15 protein-coding genes are annotated in these 20,696 nt (G+C 60.5%); 3 read left to right on the top strand and 12 right to left on the bottom strand.

Annotated features, from left to right (window positions below; translation table 11 throughout):
- Positions 1 to 4: 4 nt before the first annotated feature.
- Positions 5 to 1,450 (bottom strand): purine-cytosine permease family protein, encoded by a 1,446-nt coding sequence (locus AC3WP7_RS08275; RefSeq protein ID WP_102591503.1) that lies wholly within the window; start codon positions 1,448 to 1,450, stop codon positions 5 to 7.
- A gap of 42 nt (positions 1,451 to 1,492) precedes the next feature.
- The gene (hutU, locus tag AC3WP7_RS08270) at positions 1,493 to 3,196 is read right to left on the bottom strand and encodes a urocanate hydratase (protein WP_071492409.1); all 1,704 of its coding nucleotides are present in this window, start codon (positions 3,194 to 3,196) and stop codon (positions 1,493 to 1,495) included.
- 436 nt (positions 3,197 to 3,632) lie between these two features.
- Here hutU and AC3WP7_RS08265 point away from each other — a divergent pair, with 436 nt between their 5' ends.
- On the top strand, positions 3,633 to 4,031 hold the full coding sequence (locus tag AC3WP7_RS08265; RefSeq protein ID WP_092246313.1) for a hypothetical protein: 399 nt from the start codon (positions 3,633 to 3,635) through the stop codon (positions 4,029 to 4,031).
- A 42-nt stretch (positions 4,032 to 4,073) separates the two neighbouring features.
- Here the strand turns inward: AC3WP7_RS08265 and AC3WP7_RS08260 are convergent, their stop codons facing one another.
- Together AC3WP7_RS08260 and hutC are read right to left on the bottom strand one after the other, a co-directional pair.
- A complete protein-coding gene (locus AC3WP7_RS08260) occupies positions 4,074 to 4,631 on the bottom strand; it encodes a HutD/Ves family protein (protein ID WP_092246310.1) in 558 nt (185 codons plus the stop codon).
- Entirely contained in the window at positions 4,628 to 5,338 is a 711-nt protein-coding gene (hutC, locus tag AC3WP7_RS08255; protein ID WP_173668614.1) for a histidine utilization transcriptional repressor HutC, read from the bottom strand. Before hutC ends, AC3WP7_RS08260 begins: the two co-directional genes overlap by 4 nt.
- A 147-nt stretch (positions 5,339 to 5,485) precedes the next feature.
- Between hutC and AC3WP7_RS08250 the strand changes: the two genes are divergently transcribed.
- Positions 5,486 to 6,850 carry a formimidoylglutamate deiminase gene (locus AC3WP7_RS08250; RefSeq protein WP_102591502.1) on the top strand — a complete coding sequence of 455 codons (1,365 nt, stop codon included), beginning with the start codon at positions 5,486 to 5,488 and terminating at the stop codon, positions 6,848 to 6,850.
- A 113-nt stretch (positions 6,851 to 6,963) separates the two neighbouring features.
- Here AC3WP7_RS08250 and AC3WP7_RS08245 read toward each other — a convergent pair whose 3' ends face one another.
- The 6 genes from AC3WP7_RS08245 to AC3WP7_RS08220 all read right to left on the bottom strand — a co-directional run bounded on the left by AC3WP7_RS08245 (position 6,964) and on the right by AC3WP7_RS08220 (position 16,139).
- Complete coding sequence (locus tag AC3WP7_RS08245) at positions 6,964 to 7,533, bottom strand: lipocalin family protein (RefSeq protein WP_058423714.1); 570 nt, start codon at positions 7,531 to 7,533, stop codon at positions 6,964 to 6,966.
- A 30-nt stretch (positions 7,534 to 7,563) separates the two neighbouring features.
- Positions 7,564 to 7,818: a hypothetical protein gene (locus AC3WP7_RS08240; RefSeq protein ID WP_092246304.1), complete on the bottom strand. Its 255-nt coding sequence runs from the start codon at positions 7,816 to 7,818 to the stop codon at positions 7,564 to 7,566.
- Between the two features lie 176 nt (positions 7,819 to 7,994).
- Positions 7,995 to 9,005, bottom strand: coding sequence for a class 1 fructose-bisphosphatase (locus tag AC3WP7_RS08235; RefSeq protein WP_092246301.1), 1,011 nt, complete (start codon positions 9,003 to 9,005; stop codon positions 7,995 to 7,997).
- A gap of 109 nt (positions 9,006 to 9,114) precedes the next feature.
- Positions 9,115 to 10,470 (bottom strand): DUF3999 domain-containing protein, encoded by a 1,356-nt coding sequence (locus tag AC3WP7_RS08230; RefSeq protein WP_093528632.1) that lies wholly within the window; start codon positions 10,468 to 10,470, stop codon positions 9,115 to 9,117.
- Positions 10,470 to 13,529 carry a DUF2339 domain-containing protein gene (locus AC3WP7_RS08225; RefSeq protein WP_102591501.1) on the bottom strand — a complete coding sequence of 1,020 codons (3,060 nt, stop codon included), beginning with the start codon at positions 13,527 to 13,529 and terminating at the stop codon, positions 10,470 to 10,472. The genes AC3WP7_RS08230 and AC3WP7_RS08225 overlap by 1 nt, the downstream gene beginning before the upstream one ends.
- Before the next feature lie 159 nt (positions 13,530 to 13,688).
- The gene (locus AC3WP7_RS08220; protein ID WP_102591500.1) at positions 13,689 to 16,139 is read right to left on the bottom strand and encodes a glycogen/starch/alpha-glucan phosphorylase; all 2,451 of its coding nucleotides are present in this window, start codon (positions 16,137 to 16,139) and stop codon (positions 13,689 to 13,691) included.
- A 228-nt stretch (positions 16,140 to 16,367) separates the two neighbouring features.
- Here AC3WP7_RS08220 and AC3WP7_RS08215 point away from each other — a divergent pair, with 228 nt between their 5' ends.
- Positions 16,368 to 16,802 carry a YkgJ family cysteine cluster protein gene (locus AC3WP7_RS08215; RefSeq protein ID WP_012721764.1) on the top strand — a complete coding sequence of 145 codons (435 nt, stop codon included), beginning with the start codon at positions 16,368 to 16,370 and terminating at the stop codon, positions 16,800 to 16,802.
- Between the two features lie 192 nt (positions 16,803 to 16,994).
- On the opposite strand, the gene typA is transcribed toward AC3WP7_RS08215, so the two are convergent.
- Together typA and thiI are read right to left on the bottom strand one after the other, a co-directional pair.
- Positions 16,995 to 18,815, bottom strand: a complete 1,821-nt coding sequence (typA, locus tag AC3WP7_RS08210; protein ID WP_058423717.1) for a translational GTPase TypA — start codon at positions 18,813 to 18,815, stop codon at positions 16,995 to 16,997.
- Between the two features lie 139 nt (positions 18,816 to 18,954).
- A complete protein-coding gene (gene thiI, locus AC3WP7_RS08205) occupies positions 18,955 to 20,409 on the bottom strand; it encodes a tRNA uracil 4-sulfurtransferase ThiI (RefSeq protein WP_071492415.1) in 1,455 nt (484 codons plus the stop codon).
- Positions 20,410 to 20,696 lie beyond the last annotated feature (287 nt).

Below are 20,696 nucleotides of genomic sequence, written 5' to 3'. Positions count from 1 at the left end.
CCCATCAGGCCTGTGCAGCCAGCCCGTTTGTTGTGGGTATAGCGCCCTGCTCTGTTGGCAGGATCAGTTGATCGGGCACGGTGCCGTGCCATTTTTTCGCACACAGGTAATACAGCGCTGCGGGCAGTATCAGGCCGATGATCCAGGAGATATCCACATCACCCAGCGCGGCCACCAAGGGACCTGTGTAGAACTTGGTGGAGATGAACGGCAACTGCACCAGCACGCCGAACACGTAGACGCTGATTCCCAGCAGGTTCCAGCGGCCATAGCGACCGTTCGGGTCGGCCAGCGCCGGTACGTCATAGCGCTCGCGAGTGATGCAGTAGTAGTCCACCAGGTTGATCGCGCTCCAGGGCGTGAAGAACGCCAGCAGGAACAGGATGAAGGACTTGAACGCCCCCAGGAACGAGTGCTGGCCGAGCAATGCGATCAGGGTCGCCGTGCCGACAATCGCCAGCACGAACACCAGGCGCTGCAGGCGCGTGACCTCCAGGCGACCACGAAAGCCGCTGATGATGGTCGCGATGCACATGAAGCTGCCGTAGGAGTTCAGCGTCGAGATGGTGACCTTGCCGAACGCGATGCTGAAGTACAGCAACGCAGCGGTAGCACCCGTGCCACTCAAGCCCACGATGTACGCCACTTCATGCCCGGCGAACTGACCGTTGGACATGGCCGCGGCAAACACGCCCAGCACCATGGCCACCTGCGCGCCCACCACCGAACCGGCGCCGGCGGCGAAAAAGGTTTTCACCGATGACGTCTTGCTTGGCAGGTAACGCGAGTAGTCCGCCACGTACGGGCCGAAGGCAATCTGCCAGGAGGCCGCGAGCGATACCGCCAGCAGGAAACTGCTCCAGCTGAAGTGGCGGATTTGCAGGAGTGCGCCCACATCGGTCTGGCTCATCAGCCGGCTGAACAGGTAGACAAAGGCGACCACGCCAATGACGCTGGCGACGCGACCAATGAAATGGATCACCCGGTAGCCGAGCACCGTGACCAGCACGATCACACTGGCGAAAATCAGGATGCCCACGCTGTCGCTGACCCCGAACAACTGGCCCAGCGCCTGCCCCGAAAGCACGGTGCCGGTGGCGGTGAAACCCAGGTACATCAGGCACACCAGCACGATCGGAATCGCCGCGCCATACACACCGAACTGCACCCGGCTGGAGATCATCTGCGGCAGGCCCAGCTTGGGCCCTTGCGCCGCATGCAACGCCATGACCCCACCGCCGATCAGTTGACCGATCAACAGACCGATCAACGACCAGAACACATCACCGCCCAGCACCACGGCCAGGGCCCCGGTGACAATCGCGGTGATCTGCAGGTTGGCGCCCATCCACAGGGTGAACTGGCTGAACAGACGACCGTGTCTTTCCGCTTCCGGGATGTAGTCGATCGAACGCCTTTCGATCAACGGGGTGGTGTCATTTGCAGCCATGTCGGTTCAACCTCTGATGGATTGTTTCAGGGTGGTGCTGGCTTACTTGATCATCGGCAGGTTCAAGCCCTGCTCCTTGGCGCAATCGATCGCGATCTGGTAGCCGGCGTCTGCGTGGCGCATCACCCCGGTGGCCGGGTCGTTGTGCAGCACACGGGCGATCCGCTCAGCCGCTTCATCGGTACCGTCGCAGACGATGACCATGCCGGAGTGCTGGGAGAAGCCCATGCCCACACCACCACCGTGGTGCAGCGACACCCAGGTCGCGCCGCTCGCGGTGTTGAGCAGAGCGTTGAGCAGCGGCCAGTCGGATACGGCGTCGGAGCCGTCCTGCATGGCTTCGGTTTCGCGGTTCGGGCTTGCGACCGAGCCGGAATCGAGGTGGTCACGGCCGATCACCACCGGTGCCGACAACTCGCCGCTGCGCACCATTTCGTTGAACGCCAGGCCGAGCTTGGCGCGCTGGCCCAGGCCAACCCAGCAGATACGTGCCGGCAGGCCCTGAAAGCTGATGCGTTCGCGGGCCATGTCCAGCCAGTTGTGCAGGTGCGCGTCGTCCGGGATCAGCTCTTTGACTTTGGCGTCGGTCTTGTAGATGTCCTGCGGGTCACCGGACAGCGCCGCCCAGCGGAACGGGCCGATGCCACGGCAGAACAGCGGGCGGATATAGGCCGGAACGAAACCCGGGAAATCGAAGGCGTTTTCCACGCCCTCTTCCTGGGCCATCTGGCGGATGTTGTTGCCGTAGTCGAAAGTCGGGATGCCTTGCTTCTGGAATTCCAGCATGGCTTTGACGTGCACGGCCATCGACTGCTTGGCGGCCTTGATCACGGCGGCGGGCTCGGTCTTGGCGCGGGCGCGGTATTCGTCCCAGGTCCAGCCAGCGGGCAGGTAACCGTTGAGGGGGTCGTGGGCGCTGGTCTGGTCGGTGACCATGTCCGGGCGCACGCCACGCTTGACCAGTTCCGGCAGGATTTCGGCGGCGTTGCCCAGCAGGGCGATGGAGATAGCCTTGCCTTCCTTGGTGTATTTGGCGATGCGTGCCAGGGCGTCGTCGAGGTCGGTGGCTTGTTCGTCGACATAACGGCTGTTCAGGCGGAAATCGATGCTGACCTGCTGGCACTCGATGTTCAGCGAGCAGGCGCCAGCCAGAGTGGCCGCCAGCGGCTGGGCGCCGCCCATGCCGCCGAGGCCGGCAGTCAGTACCCAACGGCCTTTGAGGTCACTGTTGTAATGCTGGCGACCGGCTTCGACGAAGGTTTCGTAGGTGCCCTGGACGATGCCCTGGCTGCCGATGTAGATCCAGCTGCCGGCGGTCATCTGGCCGTACATGGCCAGGCCCTTGGCATCCAGTTCGTTGAAGTGCTCCCAGCTAGCCCAGTGCGGCACCAGGTTGGAGTTGGCGATCAGTACACGCGGTGCATTGCTGTGGGTCTTGAACACGCCGACCGGCTTGCCGGATTGCACCAGCAGGGTTTCGTCGTCATTCAGGTGGGTGAGGCTCTCGACGATCTGGTCGTAGCACTCCCAGTTGCGTGCTGCGCGGCCAATACCGCCATACACCACCAGCTCTTTCGGGTTCTCGGCCACTTGTGGATCGAGGTTGTTCATCAGCATGCGCAGCGGCGCTTCAGTCAGCCAGCTTTTGGCGGTGAGCTTGTTACCGTGGGCGGCACGGATTTCGACGTCACGGTATTTTGTAGGCCTGGCTTTAGAAAAATCGGTCACGACTGGACTCCTCGGCATGATGCGCGAACATGGATGGTGCGAAGGAGAGTCTTACGCACACATCTTTACTTGTACATACAAGCATATGCAATCAAGCGGCCAACTTTAGAAAGGCGTTGTCGGGATTTTTTGTGAAGGGGTGTGCAAGCCTTGGAAATTGAGGCTTTGAGGCTTGATGAAATTTCTTGCAGACGTTTCTTCCCGGGAGAGGGGTTTGTCACCCCAATGCAGCATTGCGCCGCATTGGGGCATTCGGTAACAAAATGGTGCGCACGGTTGGGAATCGAGGGTGGGCATGCGTAGCAGTGAAATGGCGCGCCTGGCCTGCCAGGTAAAAGGCGCGTCCCAACGACGATTTTTCTGAGTTATCTGTAGCCCAGTAAAAACGGATTTTTTTGTATATTCAGTGGTTTAGAGTCGGCTTTCACACACCCAACACCATGGAAGACTTATCGTGACCACTCTAAAACGGGCAGGCATCTTTATCGTACTCATGGCGACAAGCATGGCTTCAGTCCAGGCCATTGCCGACACCTTTACTGCGACCCTTGATAAAACAGGAAAAATTACTGCGCAGTCACCCAAGTGGATCAAGGACGTGAAACTCACCGCCCAACCTGATTACTTCTCCGATTACAAAGTCAGGTTTGTGCCGGGAGTGTTCAAGGACGCGCCACGGTTTTGCACCGTGTCGGTGACGGACGTCAGCTCCAATGATCACATCTTCTACGGCCACGCCAAGTTGGGGAGCGTCCCGGCGATCAACTACGTCAACGTTTTAACGCTGAAAGTGGGAGACAACAAACCCGCGGGCGATTCTTCGATGGGCTTTCAACTGATGTGCGTTAAGTAAACCCATCTCCCCACGCTGGCTGAGCGCCGGTGATACAAGCGCTCAGCTGTTGCTCAGTTCGATAACACAACAGCGACCGCTCACGGCAACCTCCAGCAGGCCAGTGTTACCGTCCACTTGCAGGCAGTCGTGATGGCCTAGCTTTTGGTCCAGCACCTTCACTTCATCCGCGACACTGAACACCAGCACTGTCTGCGCCGTGCTGAAGAAGCGCTGTTCGCCATCGATCCATTGCAGCCGTGCGTGGTAACGCTGGGGCGAATAGATCAGGTTGAAGTCGCGGATCGGCCCGGTGATCAAACGGCATGACACCTGGCTGTCACCCTTGAACGCAAAAGCTTGCAGCGGCAGCAACCCGCGCTGCTCCTCGCCGTCCACGGTCAAGACCATGCCGGCGCCCTTGATTACGGTGATCACGCGCTGATAGCCGGCAAAGGTGGAGAAACCGCCGGATTCAGCGATATCCGCAATCGACAAGCGCCAGCCAAAGCCATCCAGCCCTGTACCTGCATCACGGGTGATTTCTTCAGTGCTGCCGCCGCCGTTTTTCCACGGCATGCGTACGTACTCAGCGGCGCGCCAGACTTTTACGCTACTCATTTACTGAAACGTCCTTCCAGGCTGTGACGGGAACCGGGGTGGATCAAACGCGCAGCGGTCACCGGCTGGCGACCCGACCAGGTGCGTCGGCGGATCAACAGGCACGGCTCACTGGGCTCGATCTGCAGCAGTTTGCATTCGGCCGCATCGGCGAGGATGGCTTCGACCACATGCTCGCCTTCGGTCAGTGGCGCCACTTGGTTCAGGTAGGCGTAAGGCGTTTGCTGGGTGAAATCCTGCTGCAGGTATTCCGGCGCGACCAGGGCATTGACGAAGCGGTCTTCGATTTGCACGGGAATATCGTTTTCGAAGTGCACGATCAATGAATGGAACACCCGCCCGCCTTCACGCATCTCCAAGGCAACGGCGCGCTCGGAACCGGCGGCCTCTTCACCCAGGGTGATGACCTGGCAGGTATGCCGGTGACCGCGGGAGGCGATCTCATCGGCGATGTTGTGCACCTCGAACAGCGCCGACTGGCTCTTGGGTTCGGCGACAAACGTGCCGACGCCTTGCATGCGCACCAGCAACCCTTCGGCGGTGAGTTCGCGCAGGGCGCGGTTGATGGTCATGCGACTGAAACCCAGTTGGCTGACCAACTCGCTCTCCGATGGCACGCGGTAATGGGGCGGCCAGTTGCCGTTGAGGATCTGCTGGCTGATCATCTGTTTGACGCGGGCATACAAGGGCGCCGGACTTTCGTCCATGTGGGCAGCCAGCGAAGAGTTGGCGGGCGGAGTCGGCACGGGGAATCCTTGCAGGGGAAAAAGATGCATAGATTGCCGGAGTTTACCGAGCAGGCAAACGTCTGTATATGTATATACAAATAAACACACGACCGGGGTGCCTTGATCATGTCCGCTTTCTTCGCCGAACGCGCGCTGCTGCCTGATGGATGGGCCAATGATGTACGTCTTGAAGTCAGCGACGATGGCCTGCTGACCAACGTTGGGGCCAATGCCAGCGCAGAGGGGGCCGAACGGCTGAGAGGGCCGGTCTTGGCGGGTATGCCGAACTTGCATTCTCACGCATTCCAGCGTGCCATGGCCGGCTTGGCCGAGGTGGCCGGCAACCCGAATGACAGTTTCTGGACCTGGCGTGACCTGATGTACCGCATGGTCGGCAAGATCGACCCGGACCAACTCCAGGTCATCGCGCGCCAGCTGTATATCGAGATGCTCAAGGCCGGCTATACCTCGGTGGCCGAGTTTCACTACGTGCACCATGACGTCAGCGGCCAGCCCTATGCCGATCGCACACAATTGTCGCGGCAGATCAGCCAGGCGGCGGCCAGCAGCGGGATTGGCCTGACGTTGTTGCCGGTGCTCTACACCCACTCTGGGTTTGGCGGCCAGGCGCCCAATGAAGGCCAGCGACGCTTTATCAACAGCACTGAAAATTATCTGGAGCTGCAAGCGCGTCTGCAGCCAATTCTGGCCGCGCAACCCGCACAGCAACTGGGCCTGTGTTTTCACTCGCTACGCGCCGTCACACCGCAACAAATCAACGAAGTGCTGGCCGCCAGCGACAAGGCGTGCCCGGTGCATATCCACATTGCCGAGCAGCAGAAGGAAGTCGACGACTGCCTGGCCTGGAGCGGCAAACGCCCACTGCAATGGCTGTATGACAATGTCGACGTCGATGAACGCTGGTGCCTGGTGCACGCCACCCATGCCGACGCCGATGAGGTGACGCGCATGGCCAAGAGCCGGGCGATTGCCGGTTTGTGCCTGACCACCGAGGCCAACCTGGGTGATGGGATTTTCCCGGCGGTGGACTTCCTCGTCCAGGGCGGACGCCTGGGTATCGGCTCCGACAGCCATGTGTCACTGAGCGTGGTGGAAGAATTGCGCTGGCTGGAATACGGCCAGCGCCTGCGTGATCAACGGCGTAACCGCTTGTATCGCAGTGACCAGCCGATGGTTGGGCGCACGCTGTTCGATGCCGCGCTGGACGGTGGTGCCCAGGCGCTGGGACAGCCAATTGGCCGATTGGAAGTGGGCAAACGTGCGGATTGGATTGTGCTGGACGGTAATGATCCGTACCTGGCCACGGCGACCGAGGACGGGATTCTGAATCGCTGGTTGTTTGCCGGCGGTGATCGGCAGGTGCGGGATGTGCTGGTGAATGGAAAGTGGGTGGTGCGCGATGGGCAACATGCCGGCGAAGAAGAAAGCAGCCGAGCGTTCACACAGGTCTTGAGGGATTTACTCGGTTAAAAACGGTGGGAGGGGGCTTGCCCCCGATTGCAGAGTGTCAGCCAGCAAATCAGATACTGACACACCGCTATCGGGGGCAAGCCCCCTCCCACATTGATTGAGGAGTTCTCAGATTATTGCGAAGTCTTCGCCATCTGCTTGTCCGACGTACGCCAGATCAACCGTGTGGTGTCATACCCCTGCTGTCGCGCCCTGCTCAGCAGGTCTTCGCGGGTGTCCGCATTGACCGTTGGCGTGCGCGAAAGGATCCACATGTAGCGCCGGCTCGGGCTGCCGACAATGGCGGTCTTGTAGTCATCGCTGACATACAGCACCCAGTAATCGCCCTTGGCGACGCCCGGCAGCAGCGAGGTGAACCAGTTGTTGAATTCCACCCAGAGCTTGTCGGTCTTGCCCGGCACTTGCGGGGTGGCGGTACCCTTGGCTTCCTCCCACTTCCATTCGGTCGTCAGGCAGCGGTTGAACACCGACATGTCGCCGTCGGGCAACAGGGTGTAGCGGGCTTCGGACTGCGCACAGTTGCGCTGGAAGTACATCGGCAATCGGGCCAACTCATACCAGGTGCCCTGGTAACGCTTGAGGTTGACGTTGCTCGCTGTCTTGGGTTGCAGATCATCGCCAGAATGGCTGGCACAGCCCGCCAAAAACAGGCTGGCACAAAGGAACAAAACAAAACGCATCATTCTTCTTCTCCCGCAGGCTTGCGCCCCGGTTTACTTCAGGCCTTGCCCGGAAAACATCAGAACCTTGTCACCGGCATATTGAACGCTGATAAAGCTGTTTTTATCGCCCCAGGTACAACTGGACATGCCCAGTGCGCCGGAACAATCGGTCGGCTTGCCCAGCAACGACTCCACCTCAGCCTTGGCCATGCCAGCCGACAATTTTTGATAGTTTTCTTGGTTGACCTTGCTGCAAGCGGCCAACAGCACGCAAAAAGCCAGCAAAGCGAAACGGCGTAACGACATGGAAACACTCCTGGAGGGACGAAGCAGCGTGGGTATCTGCCAGAAGCTTAGAAGGGAAAAGAGGTGTCTGGTTCCCGATGAGCGAAAACAAAAAAGCCCCGAAAACGCTGAAACGTTTCGGGGCTTCTTCAACGGTGAACCGGCTCACAACAACACCAGTCACTTGTCGCCGCAGCTTACTTCTTGTGGTAAGCCGTCACGCGCTCGACTTCTTCCTTCGACCCCAGGAACACCGCCACACGCTGGTGCAGGCCTTCCGGCTGAATGTCGAGGATGCGCTGATGGCCGTCGGTGGACGCGCCGCCCGCCTGCTCAACCAGGAACGACATCGGGTTGGCTTCGTACATCAGGCGCAGTTTGCCCGGCTTGGACGGCTCGCGGCTGTCGCGTGGGTACATGAACAGGCCACCACGGGTCAGGATGCGGTGCACGTCGGCGACCATCGCGGCCACCCAGCGCATGTTGAAGTTTTTCTTCAACGGGCCTTCCTCACCTTCCATCAACTCGTTGACGTAGCGCTTCACCGGCTCTTCCCAGTGGCGCTGGTTGGACATGTTGATCGCAAATTCCTGGGTCGACCCAGGAATGGAGATGTCTTCGTGGGTCAGTACGAAGCTGCCCATTTCACGGTCCAGGGTGAAGCCCTTGACGCCGTCACCCAGGGTCAGCACCAGCATGGTCTGCGGGCCGTAGATCGCGTAGCCGGCAGCGACCTGCTCGGTGCCTGGCTGCAGGAAGGCTTTTTCGTTCAGCGCTTCGTTCTGGCTCAGGTATTCATTCGGGCAACGCAGTACCGAGAAGATGGTGCCGACCGGTGCGTTGATATCGATGTTGGACGAACCGTCCAGTGGGTCGAACACCAACAGGTACGCGCCTTTCGGGTATTTGCCGGGGATCTGGTAGGCATTGTCCATTTCTTCGGACGCCATGCCGGCCAGGTGACCGCCCCATTCGTTGGCTTCGAGCAGGATTTCGTTGGACAGGACGTCGAGCTTCTTCTGCACTTCGCCCTGCACGTTTTCAGTGCCCATGCTGCCCAGGACACCACCCAGTGCGCCTTTGGAAACGGCGTGGCTGATTTCCTTGCAAGCACGCGCCACCACTTCGATAAGGAAGCGCAGATCGGCAGGCGTGTTGTTGCTGCGGGTCTGCTCGATCAAATAGCGACTCAAGGTAACGCGGGACATGTAAGGCTCCGGAGAATGGGGGGCTTGAAAACCCGCGCAGTTTAACGCGAGTCGGGGCGTATTTCCTCCTATCAGAGGATTTAAACCCAATAGAGTTCATGGACTTTATTTAACGTGCCGCCGGCGGCTTGCGCAGCAAACTGTAGGCCATGGCGCCCAGTGCCGCCACGCCGAGCAGCAGTACGGCCCAGAGCCCAAGCTTTTTCCAGTTCGTCCCGGGATCGGCAGCGGCTACCATCGCAACCGGTGTGACCGCGACTTCCCCGACGACCTTGGCCTGCCCCAGCGTCTCGAAGCGCTCGGGTTTGTAGTCCGGGATCAAGGTCGACAGCGGCAAGCTCGCGGCCTTGGCGGACGCATTGCCCAACGCCAGCGTAAACGGTGGCTCCCCCCGCGCCAGGAACACCAACTGCGTGGCACGCACTGCAAAGCGCAGCGCCGGCGCCTCGACGCCCAGACCACCACCGCGCTCATCTACCTGCAATTTGAGCTCGGCCACCGTTTGCCCCGGCAGTTGCAGTTCATCCTGCACCACGTCCTGGCCATTCTGGGTCAGGCGATACAACAGACCATTGCTCAACGGCTGCCATGCCTGCTTGCTGTCCCTTCGACCGGATAACGTCACGGGCGCCAGCGTGTTGGGTTGCTTCAACTCGACGCGCAAGCGTTCGATGCTCACCCCCGCCGACAACTGCCAACTGTATTCCCCGGCGCCAAGCCGCGTACCCGTGAGCGGCTGCGACCATACCAACGGCAGCGGCACGCTGCTGCGGGTAGCGCTCACCAGTTTGGCCGAGGTCAGCAGCGGCGCCGCCTGGCCCTGCCAGACCAGACGCAGGTAGCGCGCCGATTGCCCGGGCAAGTTCACGTCATGTTGCTCGACCCGTTCGTCGGCAAACGACAAGCGCGCCACCTGCCCATCGCCCCAGGCGTCCCAGTGCTGCAAGTCATCACTGGCCTCGATGCTGAAACGCTGGAAGCCCTCCTGTTCGCGGCTCCAGTCCAGGGTCAATTGCTGCAAGGGCGCCTTGATCGCGCTGGCGTCCAACACCCAGCCGCGCAGTACTTGCTTGCCGGGTTTGGGTGCAGTGGATGGGGTTATTTCCACCAAGGTGCCTGTGGTAGAGGCCTTCATCACCACGTCGGGCAACGCTGTTTGAGTGTCGGCGGCGTACAGCGGGAACCACTTCACGTCAGTGACGTTGCGACTCTCGGAGCGTTGCGCGGACTGGCGAGACAGCGCATAGGCCTGGGGTTCACCGGCGGCGTTAAACACTCGCACATCGCTGAGATCGGCCTGGCGTGCATTCAGTTGAACCGCCAACGGCAGGTCCAGGCGATACCAGGGGCCAGTGCCGCTCACGGCGAGCGGCACCTGGGTGGCGAAATCAGCCGGCCGCTCTTGAGCAAACGCCACCGAGCACAGCGTCCATATCGTTAACCCACTCAGACTCAGCTTGCCTATCAAGAAGACGCTCCCTCAGTTTCAATACGTTTGGGCGGCAACGGTGCAAAATAGCCCACCACCAGCAACAACCCGCCCACGCCGATAAACGACACGATCCGCGCCAGGCCGCCGCGGTTACTCAATTCGACGAAGAACAGCTTGGCCACCACCACCGCAATCAGCGCCGCGCCGATCAGCCACACTTCACGACGATGGCGCAGGTGGCCGCCGATCATCAGGCCGAGGGCGATCAGGGTCCAGACAATCGACAGGCCGGCCTGTACCAGCATCGACTCCAGCAACGCATCCAATTGAAACGGCACGCCGCCCCAATGGTGGGCCGTGCGCATCACCAGCGCGGTAAAGAAGGCGAACAGCGAAAGCCCCGCGACACCTTGGGCGATCGACTCGACACGCGGCCCACGCTGCGGCGCGGCGCTGCGCGACCACAGGTAAATGCCCAGCAACGCGAACAGCAGGCCCAGGTCCAGCGGATTGAGCATAGGCAGATAGGGCAGCGGCTTGGCAGTGCCGTCACTGAAGATGTTCGCCAGCCAGAACCAACCGAGCATCAGCACCGCCAGCGGCAATGCGGCGAGCACGCGGTATTCCCTTGGGTACGCGGAAACAGGCCACGGCCAGCTGCGCGGCGCGGCGGCCAGCACCAGGTACAGGCTTGGCAGGATCGCCCAGCCCAGCCAGCGCCAGGCGTTGTATTCGCTCGAGAGCATCAGCAAGCCGTAGCGCAGTTCCAGTGCCAGTACGCCGATCAGCATCCAGCAGCCCAGTACATGAGCCGCACTTAAGACCTTTCCAGGCACCAGTGCCGCCAAGCGTCGCAGCGAGATGAAATGCACCCCGAACACCGCCAGCCAGGCCAGCCAGCCGAACTGCGCGGCTGGGTGGTAATACTCGGTCCATGCGCCCCACAACACCAGGCCCGCCGCAGGCATCAGCAACGTGCTGGCGAGACCCAACGCCACCCAGCGCAACCGCAGCGCCAGTAACGTCCAGATCAGTCCGCTCAGCGCAGCCGCCAGCAGCAACAGTGCAGCGTGCAGAGGTACAGGCGCCAAGCGCCACACTTCAATGATCACCGCCAGCGCCCACCACGCCACACCCCAGGCCAGCAGAGCTGAGGACAAACGGCCACGGGGCAAGCGCCAGGCGCCGGGCATTGCCGCCAAGGCAATGATCATCGGCGTCCAGGCATTGCTCACGGGGTCGAGGGCAAACAGCGCGCCCGAAAGGACTTGCACAGCAATGCCACAGCGCACTACCACCGGCGAGCCGATACGCTGGCCCACCCATAGGGTCGCAAGGCCCGCAACTGCCCAACTGACGATGCTGCCTTGGGTTGAAAACAACAGCGGCGCCAGCAGGTAGGCGCAACCCAGGCCGAGTATGGCGAGCCCTGGAGCGCCGAGACGCTCCCAACGCCGGCTCTGCTCCGGCGCGGCTTTGTGTAGTTGGTAAAAACTGAACAACAGTGCGGCGCCCAGCAACAACGCCCCTAATGGAGGGCCCAGCAGCAAGGTGTCCTGGCCATCGCGCAGTTCGCTGAGGAAGGCGAGCAACGAACCCAGTTGCAACAGCAAGGCGAACGCCCGCGCCACGGGGCGATGCTGGCGTAGGCCGAGCCAGAAGATCCCGGCGCCTTCGACAGCCCACGCCGCAGCGGTCCAGCGTGCATCGAGGCCCAAGGGAATGGCCAGGCTGGCGAAGATCACCCCCAGGGCCAGACAGGTTTCCGTCAGGAGCCCGGCGCGCCCACCACTGAATACACGGGCCAAGACCATGTAAATAATGCCCAGGCCCAGCGCACTGAACGCAGCGGCGAACTCAAGGTGTTGCACCAGCGCGAACTGCAAGCCAAAGCCCACCAGCGGCGGGCCGAACAACAAGGTGCCGTCGACATAGTCGCCCTTGCGCAATTGCGTACCCAGGCTGTCGCCCTCGCCCATCTCCAGCAACTTGCGCCAGGCATACAACAGGCCGATTGCCAGGTACATCGCGAAAAACAGGAGCAGGAACGGCTCGGTGCTCCACAACAGCTCCGGCGTGTAGGAACGCATACCCCAGGCGAAACCGATCCCGAAGGTGCCCACAAAGCCGATCACATTCAGCAGGCGCCAGGCCTTGAACCAGGCAATCGCGAGAATGCCGGCATTGAGCAACGCAAAGTAACTGAACAACGCCACATGGCTTCCGGCGCCGGTCGATACCAGGATCGGTGCCGCAAAACCGCCCAAAGCCGCCGCACAGGCGAGGCCGAGGGCATCCTGGGTGATCGCCAGGATCGCTGAAAATACCGTGACGGCGACCAGCAACCCCATTGCCGCGCCGGGATCGATCAGCAGATGCACACGCATCGCCGCAAACACCGTGAGGTACAACACCGCAATGCCCGCGCCCTGCAGCATCAACCCGTAGTTGCTGTTGCGCAGCCGCAGCCACCAGCCCAGGCCCAGCAGGCCCACCGCAGCCGCAGCCACACCGGCATAACGCAGCTCGATCGGCACCACCATGCCTTCGGTGGCGTAGCGCAGCAGGAACGCCAGGCCGAGAAAGAGCAGCACCACCCCGACGCGCAGCACCGTGTTGCCGCCAAACAGCCAATTGCGTGCACCGTTGAGGGCACGCTCGATAAGGTTGGGGCCACGCGGGATGGCAGGTTCTTTAGGGGACGACGACGCAGCCGGTGCCCACACATCATCCGGCAGCGGCTGGCTCGCTTCGGCGACCATGGTCACAGGTGTCAGCTCGGCAGGCAGCTCCCAGACCAGCTCAGGCGTTTGGGCGACGGGGGTGGGCTCTGCAACGGCGGGCTCGACAAACACGCTGCTGGTTGCAGGCGCAGGCACTTCCAGTTGCCGCAGGCGCTCACCCAGCGCTATCAGCGACTTCTGCGTGGTTTCCAACTGACGCGCCTGTTGGTCCACCTGGGAGGACAGCTTCGCCAGGCGGATCGCCTGGCCAATGCCCAGCCCCAACAGCGCACCGATGCCCGCATCGCTGAACGACTCATCGAGCGTCCAGCCGAGCACCAGGCCAATCAGCATGAAAATCCATTGCATGGTCGATATTCCCTAGGCAAACCGGCGCCCAGTATATCGATGCAGAACCAATGTGGGAGGGAGCTTGCGCCCGATAGCGGTGCACCAGTCGACATATCTGCAAACTGACAGGCTGCTATCGGGGGCAAGCCCCCTCCCACATTTTTGGATCAGCGATGTTTAGTCGAGGGCTTTCCAGATCTCGGTCGCGTACTCCCTGATCGTCCGGTCCGAGCTGAACCAGCCCATGCGCGCCGTATTCAGCACCGCCGAACGCCACCACGCCTTGGAATCATGCCAATGCGCCTCGACCCGCGCCTGGGCGTCCCAGTACGAATCGAAGTCGGCACACACCAGGAATCGATCGTAGTCGATCAACCCATCGATCAACCCCACGTAGCGGCCCGGATCATCCGGCGAGAACACCCCGCCGCGGATCGCTTGCAGCACATCGTTCAACCGATGGGAGGCGACGATGTCCGGCCCGGCGTTGAACTCCCCGGCGTGTTTGCGGGCTTCCACTTGCTGCGCGCTGAGGCCAAAGATAAACATGTGCTCGGCCCCCACGCGCTCATGCATTTCAACGTTGGCGCCGTCCATGGTGCCGATGGTCAGCGCACCATTGAGGCCGAACTTCATGTTGCTGGTGCCCGAGGCTTCGAAGCCGGCGGTAGAGATCTGCTCCGACAAGTCCGCCGCCGGAATGATGCTTTCCGCCAGGCTGACGTTGTAGTTAGGCAGGAACACCACCTTGAGCAGGCCGCGCACGGTCGGGTCGTTGTTGACGGTGCGCGCGATGTCGTTGGTCAGCTTGATGATTAACTTGGCCTGGTGGTAACTGGCCGCCGCCTTGCCCGCGAAGATCTTCACGCGCGGCACCCAGTCGGTGCCCGGTTCGGCACGGATTGCCTGGTACAGCGCCACGGTGTGCAGCAGGTTGAGCAGTTGGCGCTTGTACTCGTGGATACGCTTGACCTGCACGTCGAACATCGCCGCCGGGTTCACTGCAATGCCCAGGCGCTCGTGGATGATGTCGGCCAGTGCACGCTTACTGTGTAAACGTTGCTCGGCAAACGTCTTGCGAAATGTCTGTTTCTCGGCAAAGGGTTCAAGCTCCAGCAGTCGCTCTTCGGGCTTGTCGAGAATGTCCGGACCGAGCGCCTCCACCAGCATGGACGTGAGCTTGGGGTTGGCCTGGTACAACCAGCGGCGGAAGGTAATGCCGTTGGTCTTGTTGTTGATGCGCTCCGGGTACAGCTTGTGCAGTTCGGAGAATACGGTGCTGCGCATCAGTTGCGTGTGCAGGCCGGACACGCCGTTGACACTGTGGGAACCGAGGAATGCCAGGTTGCCCATGCGCACACGGCGGCCGTTGTCTTCTTCGATCAGTGAGACGGCGCGCAGCACATCGAAATCGTGGATGCCTTTGGCGCGTAGCGAATCGATGTGCTGGGCGTTGATCAGGTAGATGATCTGCATGTGCCGGGGCAGCATGCGTTCCATCAGGCCCACAGGCCAGGTTTCCAAGGCTTCGGGCAACAGCGTGTGGTTGGTGTAGGAAAGGGTTTCAACGGTGACGTCCCAAGCTGCTTCCCACGGAATATCGTGCAAATCCACCAACTGCCGCATCAACTCGGCCACGGCAATGGACGGGTGCGTGTCGTTGAGCTGGATCGCCGCGTGTTCGCCCAGGCTCAGCACCGAGCCGTGCATGTTCTTGTGACGGCGCAGCAGGTCCTGCAATGAAGCGGAGACAAAGAAGTATTCCTGACGCAGGCGCAGCTCCTGCCCCGCTTCGGTGCTGTCGGCTGGGTAAAGTACGCGGGAGATGCTTTCAGCCCGGGCCACTTCGGCGACAGCGCCCAAGTGGTCACCGGCGTTGAAGCGCTCCAGGTGCAAGTCTTCCACCGCACGGGCGCGCCACAGGCGCAGGGTGTTGACGCTGGCGCCACGCCAGCCGACCACCGGAGTGTCGTAGGCCACGGCCCGGACGGTTTCGTTGGGCGACCACACCTGAATCATCTTGCCGGAGGCATCCGCCAGGGTTTCGACGCTGCCGCCAAAGCCGATCGGGTAAATCACTTCGGCCCGCTCGAACTCCCACGGGTTGCCGAAATCCAGCCAACGCTCGGTCTGCTCCTGCTGCCAGCCATCGACAATCGCCTGGCGGAATAAGCCGTGCTCATAACGAATGCCATAACCATGGCCGGCAATGCCCAGGGTCGACATGCTTTCCATGAAGCACGCAGCCAGGCGGCCCAAGCCACCGTTGCCGAGCGCCGCGTCGGGCTCCAGCAGGCGAATGCGCTCCAGGTCGACACCCAGCTCGGACAACGCTTCGCGCGCAATCTCCAGCACGCCAAGGTTGCTCAGACTGTCGTAGAGCAGGCGGCCGATGAGGAATTCCAGGGAAAGGTAATAAACGCGCTTCTGGCCTTTGCGGTAGATACGCCGCGTATGGTCCATCCAGTGGTCGACCATCTGGTCGCGGGCGGCCAGGGCAATGGCTTCGAACCAGTCGTGGTCGAAGGCGTGATCCGGGTCCTTGCCCACCGCGTAGGTGAGTTTGGTCAAGACGGCATCGCGGAATGCGGCTACCTCTGCTTCTCGTGCAAGTGGTTCCTGAGACATCAATTGCGACCTCGGGCGAGATAGAAGGAGTTGCTAGAGCCTAGACGGTCTGACAGGCGGTAGACGCGCTGGTTCGGCAGTTTTTTAACGCATTCACCGTTGCGTGAATTAGATGCAGGGGTCGTGCCCGATCTGCCTTTGAGCTGAAACCCAGAAAATATTGTTCAAAAAATCACCAATCCCGGTATGATCGCGCGCCCGGATACAGCCCCACCTTTTGGAACCCTGATGAAGCCTCAATTGATCGCCGCCGCGGAACTCGACCGTCTTGAAACGTGGCAGAAATATTCCGCGCATATGTGCGGTGGTTGCGTGTCCAGCTGCTGCACGCTGCCGGTCGAAGTGAAGATCAAGGACCTGATCCGCATTGGCATCGTCGATGAATTCGAGCGTGGCGACCCGCCGAAGAACATCGCCAAGCGCCTGCAGAAGGAAGGCATCGTCGAGCGCTTCAATTCCAAATCCGAGATTTTTACCCTGCAGCGCATGAGCAACAACGATTGCCTGTACCTGGATCGTAAGACGCGCTTCTGCACTATTTATGACAAGCGCCCGGATACCTGCCGCAACCACCCGAAGATCGGGCCGCGTCCGGGATACTGCGCGTACAAGCCGAAGGAAGTGGTGCGCGAGACCACGTTCAAGACCCTCGACAAGTTCTGATCAGGGTTTTGCGGGGCTTTCAAGGGCCCTATCGGGGCAAGCCCCCTCCCACACTTGAAAGTGTTCACAGTTCAAAATGTGGGAGGGGGCTTGCCCCCGATAGGGTCGGCACAGTCACCACAAAACCTGCAGGCATAAAAAAACGCCCCCGGCCTTTCGACCGGGGGCGTTTTTCATTCAGCCTGAGTTAACTCAGTTCTTGGCTTTCTTGGCAGCGCGGGTACGCTCGCCTTCGTCCAGGATCTTCTTACGCAGGCGGATCGACTTAGGCGTGACTTCACACAGCTCGTCGTCCTGGATGAATTCCAGGGCCTGTTCCAGGGTGAAGCGAACAGGTGGAACCAGGGCGATGGTTTCGTCTTTACCCGAAGCACGCATGTTGTCGAGCTTCTTGCCTTTGGTTGGGTTGACGCCCATGTCGTTGTCACGGCTGTTCAGACCGACGATCTGACCGTTGTAGATCTCTTGACCGTGTTCAACGAACAGCTTGCCACGCGCCTGGAGGGTTTCCAGGGAGTAGGTCAGTGCCTTGCCGGTTTCTACCGAGACCAGAACACCGTTCTGACGGCCGGACATGTCGCCGGACTTCATGGTGTCGTAGCGATCGAAGATCGAGGTCAGGATGCCAGCACCGTTGGTCAGGGTCAGGAACTGGTTACGGAAACCGATCAGACCGCGAGCAGGGATGTTGTATTCCAGACGCACACGGCCTTTGCCATCCGGCACCATGTTGGTCAGGTCGCCTTTACGCAGGCCCATCTCTTCCATGACCTTGCCCTGGGATTCTTCAGGGGTGTCGATAGTGACGTTTTCGAACGGTTCCTGCTTCACGCCGTCAACTTGACGGATGATCACTTCAGGACGACCAACGCCCATTTCGAAGCCTTCGCGACGCATGGTTTCGATCAGTACCGAGAGGTGCAGCTCACCACGGCCGGAAACCTTGAACTTGTCAGCCGAGTCGCCTTCTTCAACGCGCAGTGCAACGTTGTACAGCAGCTCTTTGTCCAGACGCTCCTTGATGTTACGGGAGGTCACGAACTTGCCTTCTTTACCGCAGAAAGGCGAGTCGTTTACCTGGAAGGTCATGGAAACGGTTGGCTCGTCAACGGTCAGAGGCTTCATCGCTTCTACCGCGTCCGGGTGGCACAGGGTATCGGAGATGAACAGCGAGTCCATACCGCTGATGCACACGATGTCGCCAGCTGCAGCTTCTTCAACGTCGATGCGGTGCAGGCCGTGGTGGCCCATCAGCTTCAGGATACGACCGTTGCGCTTCTTGCCGTCGGCGCCGATAGCGACAACCGGGGTGTTCGGCTTGACGCGACCACGGGCGATACGGCCAACGCCGATAACACCCAGGAAGCTGTTGTAGTCCAGTGCCGAGATCTGCATCTGGAACGGACCGTCACGGTCAACAGCCGGCGCAGGTACGTTGTCGACGATCGACTGGTACAGCGGGGTCATGTCTTCAGCCATGTCGGTGTGGTCCAGACCGGCAATACCGTTCAGGGCCGAGGCGTAGACGACTTTGAAGTCCAGCTGTTCTTCGGTGGCACCCAGGTTGTCGAACAGGTCGAAGATCTGGTCCAGAACCCAGTCCGGACGCGCGCCTGGACGGTCAACCTTGTTGATGCACACGATCGGACGCAGGCCGGCTTCGAAGGCCTTCTTGGTCACGAAACGGGTTTGCGGCATAGGGCCGTCTTGAGCGTCAACCAGCAGCAGAACGGAGTCCACCATCGACATTACGCGTTCGACTTCGCCGCCGAAGTCGGCGTGGCCCGGGGTGTCCACGATGTTGATGTGGTAGCCGTTCCAGTTGATGGCGGTGTTTTTCGCCAGGATGGTAATACCGCGCTCTTTTTCCTGGTCGTTGGAGTCCATCACGCGCTCGTCGTTGAGCTCGTTGCGCTCCAGGGTGCCGGACTGACGCAGGAGTTTGTCTACCAGGGTGGTTTTACCATGGTCAACGTGAGCAATGATGGCGATGTTACGTAGATTTTCGATCACTTGTGTATCTCGATCAGAGGATTCGGTGTGCTGACAGGTCGTGGCAGCGATTAACAGTAGAGTCAGGCCTTGCCGTTACAGCTTGACGGCAGAGTCGGGGGGCCGGTGACGCAGGCCACAGGCAAACAGCCCCGGGCTCTTAGCTCGGTCGATAAACGCGCACATTGGCATGCCCCTCACTGAGCAAATGGTGGGCATGCAGGCGACTCATCACGCCTTTGTCGCAATACAGCAGGTACTGACGGCTGTTATCCAGTTCCTTGAAACGCGCGTTCAATGCATAGAACGGCAGCGTTTGTACGTCGATGCCGGCGATTTCCAGCGGCTCATCCTCAGCGGCATCCGGGTGACGGATGTCGATGACGATCTGGCCGGCCAGGGCTTCGCTGACTTCTTCGATCTTGATGTCCTGGCCCAGCTCGTCGATGACGCGATCGATCGGGACCAGTTTGGCGTTCTCGAGCGCACGCTCCAGAATCGCCATGTCGAATTCTTTCTCTTCATGCTCCACGCGGTGACGCTTGGCGTGGGTCTTGGGGTTCACCGAGATGACCCCGCAGTACTCGGGCATGTGCTTGGCAAAATCGGCGGTGCCGATCTGCTCTGCCAGGTCGATGATGTCCTGCTTGTGGCTGGCGATCAGTGGGCGCAGTACCAGCTTCTCGGTAACACAATCGATGATCGACAAGTTCGGCAGCGTCTGGCTCGATACCTGGGAGATCGCTTCACCGGTGACCAGCGCGTCGATCTGCAACTGGTCGGCGATCCGCGAGGCAGCGCGCAACATCATACGCTTCAATACCACGCCCATATGACTGTTATCGACTTTGCCGAGAATTTCGCCCAGCACTTCCTCGAACGGCACGCTCACAAATAGCACGCGTTGGGAGCTGCCGTACTTCTTCCAGATAAAGTGCGCAACTTCCATCACGCCCAATTCGTGTGCACGCCCGCCCAGATTAAAGAAGCAGAAGTGGCTCATGAGGCCGCGACGCATGATCTGGTAGGCCGCCACCGTGGAATCGAAACCGCCGGACATCAGTACCAGGGTCTGTTCCAGAGCGCCCAGCGGGTAGCCGCCGATGCTGTTGTGCTGGCTGTGGATCACAAACAACCGTTGGTCGCGAATTTCCATGCGCACTTCAATTTGCGGTGCTTTCAGGGAAATTCCGGCAGCGCCGCACTCGCGACGCAGCTTGCTGCCGACATATTTCTCGACGTCCATGGAGCTGAAGCTGTGCTTGCCGGCACGCTTGCAGCGCACCGAAAAGATCTTGCCGGTAAGCGAGTCGCCGTAGTGCTGTTTGCACTTCTCGGTGATGTCGTCGAAGTCGCCCAGCGGGTACTCATCCACCTGCAGGAAGTGCGCGATCCCCGGCATGCAGCTCAGGCGCTCGGTCATGTCCTTCAAGGCTTTGGGCTCGGTGACACGGGTTTCCAGCTCGAGGTTGTCCCACACGCCGTTCACCACCACAGCCGGGTCCAGATCGCGGAGCACGGCACGGATGTTCTTGGCCAACTGACGGATGAAACGCGTCCGTACCGGTCGGCTTTTGATGGTGATCTCGGGGAAGACTTTAACGATTAATTTCATGGAAACAGCGCGCGCCGGGCCTGCTGAAAAAGGGGGGCGCGGATTATAGCGGAAATCGCTCAAGGTTTAACCAGTTAATATGCACAGCAGGCGCAACGCACTAAATGGGTGCACCTGCACGCCTTTGCGCTACATTGAGGTGCGCTATTTTCGGGCTTTTGTCGTAATGCACCGTTATAGGGGCGTTTTTGGAACAGAAAACCCATGTTGGCGCACTGGCATGCAATTTGCTCTCTTGTGAGGCAGGTTGCCATGGCGGAGTATCCGCGCCGGCATCACCCACATTC

This window comes from Pseudomonas sp. FW305-3-2-15-C-LB1 (genome assembly GCF_058787615.1).
Note: the sequence above shows the minus strand (reverse complement) of the source record. Positions and strands in the feature narration are given on the sequence as shown.

Bases quoted from the DNA above. Each gene is read 5' to 3' on its own strand.
- AC3WP7_RS08215 (WP_012721764.1), top strand. From the start codon at position 16,368: ATGAAGCCTCAATTGATCGCCGCCGCGGAACTCGACCGTCTTGAAACG.
- hutC (WP_173668614.1), bottom strand. From the start codon at position 5,338: ATGGACGAAAGTCCGGCGCCCTTGTATGCCCGCGTCAAACAGATGATC.
- AC3WP7_RS08225 (WP_102591501.1), bottom strand. From the start codon at position 13,529: ATGCAATGGATTTTCATGCTGATTGGCCTGGTGCTCGGCTGGACGCTC.
- AC3WP7_RS08250 (WP_102591502.1), top strand. From the start codon at position 5,486: ATGTCCGCTTTCTTCGCCGAACGCGCGCTGCTGCCTGATGGATGGGCC.
- thiI (WP_071492415.1), bottom strand. From the start codon at position 20,409: ATGAAATTAATCGTTAAAGTCTTCCCCGAGATCACCATCAAAAGCCGA.
- AC3WP7_RS08245 (WP_058423714.1), bottom strand. From the start codon at position 7,533: ATGATGCGTTTTGTTTTGTTCCTTTGTGCCAGCCTGTTTTTGGCGGGC.
- AC3WP7_RS08235 (WP_092246301.1), bottom strand. From the start codon at position 9,005: ATGTCCCGCGTTACCTTGAGTCGCTATTTGATCGAGCAGACCCGCAGC.
- AC3WP7_RS08260 (WP_092246310.1), bottom strand. From the start codon at position 4,631: ATGAGTAGCGTAAAAGTCTGGCGCGCCGCTGAGTACGTACGCATGCCG.
- AC3WP7_RS08220 (WP_102591500.1), bottom strand. From the start codon at position 16,139: ATGTCTCAGGAACCACTTGCACGAGAAGCAGAGGTAGCCGCATTCCGC.
- AC3WP7_RS08240 (WP_092246304.1), bottom strand. From the start codon at position 7,818: ATGTCGTTACGCCGTTTCGCTTTGCTGGCTTTTTGCGTGCTGTTGGCC.
- hutU (WP_071492409.1), bottom strand. From the start codon at position 3,196: ATGCCGAGGAGTCCAGTCGTGACCGATTTTTCTAAAGCCAGGCCTACA.
- AC3WP7_RS08275 (WP_102591503.1), bottom strand. From the start codon at position 1,450: ATGGCTGCAAATGACACCACCCCGTTGATCGAAAGGCGTTCGATCGAC.